Genomic DNA, 12,014 nt, shown 5'->3' with positions numbered 1-12,014 from the left:
CCACTCTAATTATTATTATGCAAATAGGTATTTTATCATTTTTACTGACACTTTTCAAGCGTTTAAATAAAAAAATCCTGCCAAATGGCAGAATTCTTTTTTTAAAGTCTAATATAAGCGTAACCTTCGTTTTGAAGCTTTACGATTTTTGTAATAACTAAATCTTCAACTTTGATTTCTGAAGGAATTAGTTCTGGTGAAAGTCTATTTTCTTCTAATGCTTTTTTACCAATTGTAATATTAACTTTAGGATTTCCTAAGATTCCTTGGAAGTCTATTCCAGAGTATCTGTTAAATAATGCAGCAGCTTTTGACATAGCAATTATTTCTACTTGGATATCTTCGAAGTTATTTAATAAGTCCTTTACGTTTGATATTACAGATGACCATTTGTCTTGTTCTACTACGTGAAAAATTACCTTCATATCTATCACTCCTTATTAGTTAACATTTTACACTAATAAAGAGAAAAAGAAAAGGTCAATGGAGAAATTCCTATCTTTTTAAAAGTAGCCTAAAAATTTCTTTTATTTCATCAACTCTAAATACAATTAAAAGAAATAAGTAAATTATACCGGCAACAATTATTGAAATTAGTAGAGATAAATTAATCCCTAGGCTCTTTGTCAAAATATCATAAACAATTTTTGACACAAGGGCCATAAGAACAGAAGAAACTGTTATTTTTATAATATTGGTCAAAAGTGTTTTATCAAAAACATTTCCAATTAATTTTATTGAAGAAAAATAAATTGTTAAAGCTCCAACTATAAAAGAAATTGATGTAGCAAGAGCTATACCTCTTATTCCCATAATCTTTGAAAGTAAAAAGGCAAGTACAATATTTATTCCAACAATTACAACAGAATTAATAACTGGAGTCCTATTGTCACCAAGAGAATAAAAAACTCTTGAAATTATTTCACGAACCCCAATACCTATTACACCAAAGGCAAAAAAGGAAAGTACTATTGCGGTAATCTTAGCATCTTCAACAGAAAATTCTCCACCAACAAATAATAAATTCACAATTGGAAAAGAAAATATATAAAGGCCAAAGGCAGCTGGCACAACAAGTATTAGCATGTTGGAAAGGCCTTCTGATAGGGCAGTTTTTAAGTTTTTAAATCCTTTTTTGATCCAAAACTTGCAAGTTTTGGATAAGTTGCAGTGATAATTGAAGTTACAACAATTCCTGTAACAAAACTTTGCAGTTTATATGAATAATTTAAGATTGAAATTCCACCAGCGTAGGCTCCCGATGCAAGGGAACGTGAAATCATAAAGTTTATCTCAATTGCAGAAGTTGAAATCAAAATTGGAAGAATAGACTTAAATAACTTCTTAATATCTTCATTAAAATCAATTTTTAAAGAATGCTTGTAGCCAAGTTTCTTTATTGGTCTAATAAAGATCCCATATTGAAGAACAAAAGCCAATAAAATTCCAACAGCTAGATAATTTATTCCCATCTTGTAGGCAAGCCCCATGGAAATAATTATTATGATGTTCATGATAATTGAGTGAAGGACTGAAATTACAAATTTTTCATGAATTTGTAAGTAGGCTTTATAAATAGAACTTACTGCTGTCACGGCAATTGATAGCATGGCAACTCTTGATACAAAAATTGCCAGTTCAAGTTTTTCTCCAGAAAAACCTTCAGCCATTAATTTCACAAGCGGTCTTGCAAATATAATGGAAAGAATAGTTACAAGGGCAAATACAATAAAAATTATATTTGATAGATTTGCAGTGAACTTGTCTGCAAGATTTTTGTCCTCCCTCTCTCTTATTGAGTCGTACATAGGAATGTAGCCATTGGCAACTGCGCCACTAATGACATTGGTAAAGGTCATGGGAAGTTGAAAGGCTACTAAAAATATGTCTGCCACCATGCCAACTCCAAAAAAGTAAGCAAGGGCCTTCTCCCTCAAGAGTCCAAAGACCTTTGAGAGTATTGTAATAATCATAAGTATATATGAAGTCTTCATTTTTTCTCCTTTAATTATAAAACTTGGTTTTAACCCCAAAGTATTATATATTTATTTAAATTTATTTACAAGTTCACTTCTATATTATAAATAAAAGTTATTTCTCATCCTCTAGTAAGAAATCAATTATATTTTTGTGAATGATGCCCCTTTGTGAAAAATCAAGTTTATCCATGGAAAGAACATACTTTGGATAATTGTCTTTTATTAAATCATAAACTCCAAACTCCCTTTCCCTAGTTTTTTCATTTTCCATTAGGTATGAAATTTGAAAATAAGAAATGATCTCGCCTCTTTTTGCCACAAAATCTATTTCTCTATCTTTTACTTTTCCAATTTTCACATCATAACCTCGTGATAAAAGCTCAATGTAGACGATATTTTCCAAAGTTTTTTCAATATCTTTTAGGTTGGAAAATCCCATGGACTGTCTAAAGCCATGGTCTGTCAAATAATATTTTTCATCTACCTTTAAGAGTTTTTTGCCTTCTAGATCAAATCTTGGAACTTTTTTTAAGACAAAGGCTCTACTGCAATATTCCAAATAATTTAAAACAGTATCTACAGAAATATTTCGATTTTCGTTCTTTAAATAATTTTTTATGGCACTAGCAGAAAAAGTCGCGCCAATATTTTGCATTGCGAAGCTGAGAATCCTATTAAATATATCAACATCTCTTATATTGTTGTAGTTCAAAACATCTTTCACGAGGACAGTGTTATAAATATCATTTAAATATTTTTGAGAAACCTCTTCCTCGAGCTTGAAATATTTTAAACCTGGCATGCCACCAATTTTTATAAATTTTTGAAATAAATCTTCTTCATTTAAGTTTGAATCTTTGTAAAGTTCTGAAAATTCATAGAAGCTTAAAGGCTGGATTTCAAATTCAACATATCTACCAGCAAGAAGTGTTGCCAAGTCACCAGAAATTAGTTTTGAATTAGACCCAGTAATGTAAATATCTGAATCAAAGCTAACCCTCAGGGCATTTATTACTTTCTCCCAATCCTTGACTAACTGAATTTCATCAAAGAAAAAATAAACTTTTCCCTTTTGGTCTTTCAATTTTTTATTTAAATATTCTTTTAACGAACTCGCATTGTTAATTTCAAAATATTCAAAGGATTCAAAATTCATATAAATTTTATTTTCTTCAGGAATATCCTTTAAAAGGTCGTTCTTAATAATATTTAAAATTGTAGATTTTCCAACACGTCTCATTCCAGTTAAAATTTTTATAATTGGTTTATCAATAAAATTTTTAATTTTTTCTATATACCTATCTCTAAAAATATAATTCATTTGAATCCCTCCATATATTTCGAGTATAATCGAAATTAAATTATTTTTCAACTTTCTTTCGATTATACTCGAAACTCTTTGAGATTTTTTATTTATTTCTATTATAATCGAAAGTCTGAATTGTTTTATTATAACTTATGGGATCAATTGGCACACAAATAAAAAAGCCTTGAGTCAATACTCAAAGCTTGTGATTTTATATTAAAGAGTTAATGAACATAACTAGTGGAAAAATTATAATTAATAAAAATTTAATATACCAAACAAAACTGACTTCTCTTTAATTGCAAAGATAAGACCAATAAGTCCAATAATCCTACAGATAAACAAACTTGTGAGACCAGTTGGCCTTAGGTTTGTAAAATTTTCAAAAATATCTACAGGCAACAAATAAGAAATTATAAAAACTCCTACGCCAGTAAAAAATAAGATTTTACTAATATTTTTTCTCATAAGTCCTCCTAATCAATTTCTCTTATCAAATCAATGGGATCAATCTTTAGTATATTTTTTAAAGATAATTTGTAGATTAATATATTTATACCATAAATCAAAATTCCAAAAACAAGGAAATATTTATATTCAAAATAAGACAACAAAATTTTCATATCCATTGTTGGTGAAATTTTTGCAATTATAAATAAAGCAGCAAAACTTACTGTTAAAACTATTGCTAGAGATTTTATTTCCTCGAATATAAAATCCTTTATAAATTTATTTTTTAGTTCTTCCTCATCTATTCCACAAGACATTAAAGAACCAATTTCTTTTTTTCTTGCCATTAAACTTAAATTAATAGAAGAATATCCATTAGTTATATTTAAAATGAAAATTATGCCTGCAATAAAAACTATCATAAGTCCAAAAGTTTTTACGTCTTTCATGCGACTTGCCTCTACATCTTTACTCGTAGTTAAATTATAAGTTTCATTGTAGGCAATGGAAGAATCTAATCTGTCTTTAACTTCATTCTTTATATCGTCTAACTTATTTTCATCAACTTGCATTGAGAGTTCATAGGTGTTTCTTCTCAATTCATTGTTGTTTTTTAAATAATATTTATTCCATTCATCTAAGAGTTTAAAGTATGTGTCAAAGTCAAGGTATAAATACACATAAAAAGGTAGCCTTCTCTGCCTAAAGTGCTTTGTGTCATCGATTAATTTATCTACTTTGATTGAATAATTGTAATCTTTTTTCTCTGTTATAGAGTAATTTAAACTATTTATGTTTTTAAAATATTTTGTTGTTTCTGATCCATCAATAGGTGCATTTGGATTGACTTGGACCCTATTTAATAGCAAAGCCTCTCCCTTTTTGCCACCTATTTTTTCAAAAGTTTGATCATCTAAGGCCGTAATAATTCCATCGAGATAAAAATCTTCGCCATTATCATAATATTTGCGGATTGTTTCATGTAAATCAAGAGACCTAAACTCATCTGAATAATTTTGATCCTTACTAAGGGAAATATATTTTTCAGTTGAAAGGAAGGCTCTGTGATTTTCTGTAGTCTTCATTATATCCTTTAAGACATTTGGAACTTCAGCTTCATTTGAATGAATTAGTATATTAATATTCGTATTGTAAGTGTAAGTATTCTTCACCCTATTGTACTTTGCCATAGAGAAAACTATCAAAAAAATTGATACAATTATCATTCCAATTGCAGAAATATATCTCTGAGAAGAAATAGTTTTTTAAATTATTTATCTTTAATTCCTTCCAAATATCTTTATTCCTTTTTAGTTTTATATTTTTGTCACTAAAGTTGCCCTTTATACCATCAATTATATTTATCTTTGCGATTTTTTTAGCTGGAGCAAATATTGATATGAAAATTATAAAAAAGCAAATTAATAGAACTACAAGTGAAAGGCTTGGCGAAAATTCTATATACTTGTACTTTTCCTCTTCCTCTACAATCCTTTGAATTCCAAAATTGAGGAGGTTGATTCCTCCATATCCGAAAATATGTCCCAAAACTATTGGTAGAAGTGAAATCTTTAATCCATCTTTTAAAAGCAATTTATAAATTTGATAATCTGTTGAACCAATGGACTTGTACATTGAAATTTCTCTTATCTTTCTTAGACCCCAAACTGTAAAAATATTTTTTACAAAAAATATAAAAATAAGGATTGTAGCAAATATTAAAATAGAGTCTACAATCACCTGCCTATTTTGTTGTAAAAGACTTCCATCAACATTATAGTAATCTTTCATTATTTCGCTAAATTCTAGTTCCACTTTATCTTTATTCAAGACAGATGCAATTTCATTTTCTAAATTAGCTTTATCACTATAGGCTTTTCTAAAATTATTAAATCTTACAAAGCTATTAGTCTTTGCATTTTTTGGTATGACAGTAGAAACATAAAAAATCTTCATATTCTCATTGTAAAGATTTCTTGTTAGACCACTTATTACATATTCTTTGCTATTTTTTCTTGCAAATTCTTCATCCTTAGTAACACTTGAAACTGGCTTTATAAGTTTTCCATCAACTAGTCTATTCCCAAATTTAAGCTCAACCTTATCACCAATCTTTAAATTTTCTTTTTCTGCTAGATTTTTGGGAATAGTAATTTCATTTTCCTTAGTGGCAAACTTTCCCTCTTTTAAGAGATTATCCTCTAACATTTTATTAAAACCCTGATTTGTATAATTTACCGCTAAGACGTTTTTAAATAACTTGGCAGAATTATTTTCTACTGCAACTTCTCCCACTTCTCCAATATTTTTTATTTCTTTTAATTTTCTTGAGTCACCAGAAACTGTATCAGGCATAATTTTAGCATCATAAATTGATCTGTTCCTAAAATATTCATAATCGAATTTATTATTTACATATCCAAAGTAAACACAAAATGTAAAGAAAATTGCAGTAATGAAAAGTGAGAGTGAAATTGAGATATTTTTCTTATTCATTCTTATCATCTCCCACTACCTTGCCATCAACAATTGTTATTACCCTTTCTGCCTCTAGGGCTATAGACTCATCATGGGTTATAACTATAATTGTCTGTTTTAAAGTCTTGTTAAAATATTTTAAAATTTCAATTATTTCTCTTGAATTTTCTCTGTCTAGGTTCCCTGTTGGCTCATCTGCAAGTATAAGAGAGGGAGAATATATAAGGCTTCGTGCAATTGCCACTCTTTGTTGCTGACCACCTGATAAAGTCGATGGAAAATTATTTAGCTTATCACGAATTCCAAGTTTTTCACAAATGTCTAATAAATCTTTTTCATTTACTTTTCTCTTATCCAATTTCAATGGCAATTCAATATTGTGCCTTACTGTCAAATTAGGAATTAAATTGTAAAATTGATAAATTAGACCAACTTTTCTTCTTCTAAAGAGAGCTAATTCTTTAGAAGAATATTTTGAAATATCATAGCCGTCTATAAATATTTTTCCAGAACTTGGGTTATCGACTCCGCCCAATAAATGAAGTAGAGTAGACTTTCCCGATCCACTTGGTCCAACAACGGCAATAAATTCTCCCTTTTCTATTTTTAAAGTAACACCATCAATTGCCTTTACAAGATTTTCTCCATTTCCATAAGTTCTTGATAAATTTTCAGTTCTAACAATTTCCATATGTACCTCCCTCTATTTGTCTTAATAATAAAGGGTTAAAATGACTTTTAAGTGACATTGTAAAATTTAATTTTAAAAATCGCACCATCTTTTCCATTTTTTACAGAGATATCTCCATTGTTTGCTTCAATTATAGATTTTGCCATGGCAAGTCCTATGCCAAATCCCTTAGAGTCTGGAGTTTTATAAAATCTTTCAAATATTTTTTTGAAATTCTCCTTCTTAATTCCTCCACCATCATCCTCAATAGTTATCTCTGTATAAATTGGATTCTTATTTGTAGAAATTTTAATTTCCGTGGTTTCTTCACGATTTAAAGCGTTCTTTATAATATTTATTAAAGCTTCAGAAACCCAGTAATAGTCAACCTCTATCTCATAGTCTTCGTAATTGCAAATAAGTTTAATATTTTTTTCGTCAACTGAATTTCTTAAAATATCTAAGGCGTATTCAATTATTTCTGAAATTAAAACTTTACTCTTTTCCATTTTATCCACATTTGCATCAAGACTCGAGAGTTTTAACAGAATATCAGCAAGAGAATTAAGTCTTTCAAGTTGAAACTCAAGACCTTCAATTTCTTTTTATTGCTCTCATTTTTATCAATCATCTCCAAATCAAAAAACATTGAAGTAATTGGAGTTTTTATTTGGTGTGCAATGTCCTCTAAGTTTTGAATTTGTTTTTTTGAATTTTCCTCAATACTTTCTCTTGTCTCAACAAGTTCTATGAAAATTTTATAAATCTTATCTTCAAGGATTGAAAACTCATCTTGCACCATAGGAATCGAATAATTTCTTTCTTCAAGTCTATCTATTAAATTTTCTAGTTCTGTTATTCTCTTTTTTTCTCTTACTTTCAAAAAATAATATAGAGCAAATAAACTCATAAAGTAAAATAAATAAATCATCAGTCCATCCTATAGCCTATTCCGCGAATTGTCTTAATAATATCTCTGTCACTTTTGTCTCTAATTCTTTTTATAGTTGCAGTTAGTGTATTGTCATTGACAAACTTTTCTCTTCTATCCCAAAATCTCTCAAGCAAAAAATCTCGAGTAAAGATTCTATTGGGATTATTTATAAATAAATTCATTACTTCAAATTCTAGTGCTGTTAAATCAAGTTTTTCATTTTTATAATAAAAACTTCCTTCATTTTTATTTAAAGTTATATCTTTAAAGCTAACAAGATCATCTTCTACAAGAGCAGTCCTTAGAGTCTTGTCAATTCTTGCTCTTAAAACAGCTAGTTTAAAAGGCTTAGTAATATAATCATCTGCTCCATTATCAAGAGCTCTTACTATAAATTTTTCATCATTTTTCACTGTTGTGATGATGACACGAATACTATTGTTTCTCAAAATATTCAATAAGTTAATTCCGTCATTGTCTGGTAAATTTATATCAAGTATCGCCAAGTCAAAATAATTATTTATTTTATTTATCGCCTCTTTATAAGATTTACAAATTTCCACATAAAAATTATTTTTAGACAAATATGTATAAATTTGATTTGATAAAATTTCATCATCTTCTATCAAAATTATTTTTTTCATTTAATCACCTATCTATATCTTGTAAACAAATTTTATCATACTTTATAAATTTAAAAAATTTCTAATTACTCCAATAGAGTTTAAACTTTAGTCAACAAAAATGCCCTTATAAATAATATTTCATTATAAGGGCAAATAAACTATTAAATTATTTTTCATTAACTGCAATCCAAGTCTCACACTCGAAATTTGGATTTAAAATATCATCTGAATAATAAACCTCAAACTCTACATTAGAAGCATATTCATATTGTGTGCTTTGTGGGAAAAATTCTGTGACAATTCTTTTGTAAGTATCTACAAAAGCATCTGGCATCTTACCCTTAGTTGTAAAAACTGCATAAGTATTTTTTGGTATAGTGACAATTTCTAAACTGTCATCAACTTTTCTCCCATCATATTCAACACCTATTCCATAAGAAAAATTATCTGATACTAATTCAGATGTAAAACAAATTCCAAGTAAACCATTCATAGCAGAATTTTGTGGAATATATGAAACTAATTTATTTAGAGTTCCATCTTGTGAACACTCCTTCCACATTTCATGAATTTCTTCACTTCCACTCCCCGACATAGGCTTTTCAACTTTTTTTCTTTTGCAAACAATTTGAAAAGAATCTCTTTTTTCAATTCTGTAATTCATTTTGCTACCTCCTGTTAAAATTAATTTTACAGATAAGGGAGTAAAAATTTTTACATTTCCACTTTTCTTAGCTTCCTTTGGAGAAATTCCATGAAATTTTGTGAATGCACGAGAAAAACTTTCTGGTGACTCATATCCGTATTTTAAGGCAATATCTATGATTTTTGCATTTCCCTTTGAAAGTTCTTCTCCTGCAAGAGAAAGCCTCCTCATTCGAATATAATCTCCAAGAGAATAGCCACATAGAATACTAAACACTCTTTGAAAATGGAAGGACGAAGAATATGCTTTTTTTGCAACTTTCTCAAAATCAATATCATCTTTTATATTTTCTTCAACATAATCAATTGCACTTTGTATTCCTTGTATCCAATTCATTCTCTCACTCCCTTTCTGAAATAAAGTTTAACAAAAACAAAATTACATTTCTTGATTGTTACTGCTATGATATGTTATGAAATAAAAAGCACTAGCGTCTGCCAGTGCTTATGGTTTTAAAATCTTTTAATAAAAATTATTTTGCTTGGTTGATTGCGTCATTTGCTGCTTCTACGAATTGGTTGTAAGATTGTGTTGCACCTGTTACTGCTTCAACTTCTTCTACTGAACCTTTTTCTGTAAGTTCTTTTCCGTAGCCTTGTGATGCTTCAAGTGTCATTTGTGCAGTCTTATATCTTTCTTCGCCTGCTTCTTTACCGTATTCTTCTCCCTTTTCACTTCCATCCTTTTGAAGATTTTTAACTACAGTATCAGAAATTTTTCCATCAGCTACTGTAATTGTAACTTCAATGTATCCACCGTAATCGTCATCTGATGATTTACCTGTGTAAGTTCCGTCCTTTAATGCCATAGCTTCTTCAGTAGTTTTTGCATTATTTGTTGTTTCTACCTTTGTATTATTTTCTTTTGCTGCATTTTCTTTTGCATCATTTTTTGCTCCACATCCAACAAGTGTCAGTGATAAAAGTGCAACTGATGCTAGTGTAATTTTTTATTCATTTTATCCTCCTAAATATTTTTATCCTATCCCATAAATAACAACAAAATAGGATTATTATTGTAATTATTTATTTTTATCTTTCAAATTCCTTAGGATCAATTTCTACAAAATTTATGCTACCTCTTGATACTATTTTCATCTCGCCAGTGAGTTGGTAAATCCAATTTGATATAAAAGGTTCGTGAGAAACCAAGATATAATTTCCATCTGGTTCAAGAGTTTTTAAGATATCTCTTATTCTTCCACCTGCAAGATAGTCTTTTACTTCAAAATTTGAGTCCAAATGTTTTGACAAAATTTCTGCAGTTTCCTTTGCTCTCTCAAGTGGTGAGCAATATATTTTGTAGGATCTTTTATCCTCTAAGTTATTGGCAAAAGCTGTAAAGGAATTTTCTAATTTAATTCTTCCAATTCTTGTAAGTTTTCTCTTGAAGTCATCATCTGCGTAGATTTCAGCTTCTCCGTGTCTTATAAAATAAATTTTCATTTTAAATTATAGAAAGCTTCAAAGCCTGGATAGTTTGAAAGATCACCCAATTCATCTTCAATGCGAAGAAGTTCATTATATTTTGCAATTCTTTCACTTCTTGCTGGTGCACCAGTTTTTATAAAACCTGCGTTAGTTGCAACTGCAAGGTCTGCAATTGTTGAGTCCTCACTTTCTCCAGATCTGTGAGAAATTATTGCAGTGTAATTGTGTCTTTTTGCAAGTTCTATTGAATCAAGAGTTTCAGTTATTGTTCCAATTTGATTTAGTTTTATTAGTATTGAATTTGCAGATTCTTTTTCGATTCCTTCTTGAAGTCTCTTAGTATTTGTTACAAAGAAGTCATCTCCAACTAGTTGAACTTTTTCTCCTAGTAAATCAGTTAAATATTTCCAGCCTTCCCAATCATCTTCTGCAAGTCCATCTTCTATTGAATAAATTGGATATTCATTTACTAATTCTTCATAGAATTTTGCAAGTTCTTCTGCAGTAAATTCACGACCTTCTCCTGCAAGAATGTATTTTTTCTTGTCAACATCATAAAATTCTGAAGCTGCTGCATCAATGGCAAGCACAATATCTTTACCTGCTTCATAACCTGCAGCTTTAACTGCTTCAAGAATACAATCAAAGGCTTTTTTGTTGGATTCAAGATTTGGTGCAAATCCACCTTCGTCACCTACACCAGTTGAAAGTCCCTTATCTTTTAAAACTTTTTTGAGAGCGTGATAAACTTCTGCACCCATTCTTAGTGCTTCTTTAAAAGTTTCTGCTCCAATTGGCATAATCATAAATTCTTGAATATCTACATTGTTATCAGCGTGTTCTCCACCATTGATTATATTCATCATTGGAATTGGCATAGTTTTTGCATTTACTCCACCAAGATATTGATAAAGTGGAAGTCCAGCATCATTTGCTGCTGCTCTTGCAACTGCAATAGATACTCCAAGTATTGCGTTAGCTCCAAGATTTCCCTTGTTTTCAGTTCCGTCAAGGGCTATTAACATTTTGTCAACGCCAAGTTGGTCATAGGCATCAAAATAAACTAATTCATTTGCAATTTTTTCATTAACATTTTTAACTGCTTCTTCAACACCTTTTCCATTATATCTTTCTTCTCCGTCACGAAGTTCTACAGCTTCGTGAATACCAGTTGAAGCACCACTAGGTACAATTGCTGAACCAAAACCACCATCAACTGTTCCAACTTCTACTTCAACAGTTGGATTCCCCCTTGAATCTAGGACTTCTCTCGCATAAACATAATCAATTAAACTCATAATTCCTCCTAAGTTAAAATAATTTTAATTAAATTTTCTAAAATAAACTCTTGCCAGTCATAAGTTCTGGCTTTTCAATTCCCATAATTTTTAAAATTGTTGGTGATAAGTCACAAAGAGCTCCACCTTTTCTTAGT

Annotated in this window: 12 protein-coding genes and 2 pseudogenes; all 14 read right to left on the bottom strand. The window is 29.5% G+C overall.

The annotated features are described in order from the left end of the window. Nucleotides 1-101: 101 nt before the first annotated feature. The 14 genes and pseudogenes from HGPT_RS00850 to eno all read right to left on the bottom strand — a co-directional run bounded on the left by HGPT_RS00850 (nt 102) and on the right by eno (nt 11,877). Nucleotides 102-425, bottom strand: a complete 324-nt coding sequence (locus HGPT_RS00850; RefSeq protein WP_019138007.1) for a DsrE family protein — start codon at nt 423-425, stop codon at nt 102-104. 70 nt (nt 426-495) lie between these two features. Further along, nucleotides 496-1,086, bottom strand: a complete 591-nt coding sequence (locus HGPT_RS10280) for a lipid II flippase MurJ (RefSeq protein WP_281032349.1) — start codon at nt 1,084-1,086, stop codon at nt 496-498. 29 nt (nt 1,087-1,115) lie between these two features. Further along, entirely contained in the window at nt 1,116-1,994 is an 879-nt protein-coding gene (locus HGPT_RS10275; protein ID WP_281032348.1) for a lipid II flippase MurJ, read from the bottom strand. Nucleotides 1,995-2,091: 97 nt separating this feature from the next. Further along, a complete protein-coding gene (locus HGPT_RS00840; protein WP_019138006.1) occupies nt 2,092-3,300 on the bottom strand; it encodes an ATP-binding protein in 1,209 nt (402 codons plus the stop codon). Between the two features lie 196 nt (nt 3,301-3,496). Beyond that, nucleotides 3,497-3,753: pseudogene (locus HGPT_RS00835) on the bottom strand (hypothetical protein). A gap of 8 nt (nt 3,754-3,761) precedes the next feature. Then, nucleotides 3,762-4,925: an ABC transporter permease family protein gene (locus HGPT_RS09455; protein WP_245544059.1), complete on the bottom strand. Its 1,164-nt coding sequence runs from the start codon at nt 4,923-4,925 to the stop codon at nt 3,762-3,764. Beyond that, nucleotides 4,909-6,231, bottom strand: a complete 1,323-nt coding sequence (locus HGPT_RS09450) for an ABC transporter permease (RefSeq protein ID WP_245544058.1) — start codon at nt 6,229-6,231, stop codon at nt 4,909-4,911. Before HGPT_RS09450 ends, HGPT_RS09455 begins: the two co-directional genes overlap by 17 nt. Continuing rightward, the gene (locus HGPT_RS00825; RefSeq protein WP_019138004.1) at nt 6,224-6,904 is read right to left on the bottom strand and encodes an ABC transporter ATP-binding protein; all 681 of its coding nucleotides are present in this window, start codon (nt 6,902-6,904) and stop codon (nt 6,224-6,226) included. Before HGPT_RS00825 ends, HGPT_RS09450 begins: the two co-directional genes overlap by 8 nt. A gap of 47 nt (nt 6,905-6,951) precedes the next feature. Further along, nucleotides 6,952-7,814, bottom strand: a pseudogene (locus HGPT_RS10460) (sensor histidine kinase). Continuing rightward, nucleotides 7,814-8,461, bottom strand: a complete 648-nt coding sequence (locus HGPT_RS00810) for a response regulator transcription factor (protein ID WP_019138003.1) — start codon at nt 8,459-8,461, stop codon at nt 7,814-7,816. Before HGPT_RS00810 ends, HGPT_RS10460 begins: the two are co-directional and overlap by 1 nt. Nucleotides 8,462-8,609: 148 nt before the next feature. Continuing rightward, nucleotides 8,610-9,485, bottom strand: a complete 876-nt coding sequence (locus HGPT_RS00805) for an AraC family transcriptional regulator (RefSeq protein WP_019138002.1) — start codon at nt 9,483-9,485, stop codon at nt 8,610-8,612. Between the two features lie 136 nt (nt 9,486-9,621). Then, a complete protein-coding gene (locus HGPT_RS00800) occupies nt 9,622-9,957 on the bottom strand; it encodes an FMN-binding protein (protein WP_019138001.1) in 336 nt (111 codons plus the stop codon). A gap of 223 nt (nt 9,958-10,180) precedes the next feature. Next, nucleotides 10,181-10,594, bottom strand: a complete 414-nt coding sequence (locus HGPT_RS00795) for a SixA phosphatase family protein (RefSeq protein ID WP_019138000.1) — start codon at nt 10,592-10,594, stop codon at nt 10,181-10,183. Continuing rightward, entirely contained in the window at nt 10,591-11,877 is a 1,287-nt protein-coding gene (gene eno / locus HGPT_RS00790; RefSeq protein WP_019137999.1) for a phosphopyruvate hydratase, read from the bottom strand. Before eno ends, HGPT_RS00795 begins: the two co-directional genes overlap by 4 nt. Nucleotides 11,878-12,014: the final 137 nt, after the last annotated feature.

The sequence above is a fragment of the Peptoniphilus timonensis JC401 genome (assembly GCF_000312025.1).
Classification (GTDB): domain Bacteria; phylum Bacillota; class Clostridia; order Tissierellales; family Peptoniphilaceae; genus Peptoniphilus_A; species Peptoniphilus_A timonensis.
This window is presented reverse-complemented; position numbering and strand designations above follow the sequence as displayed.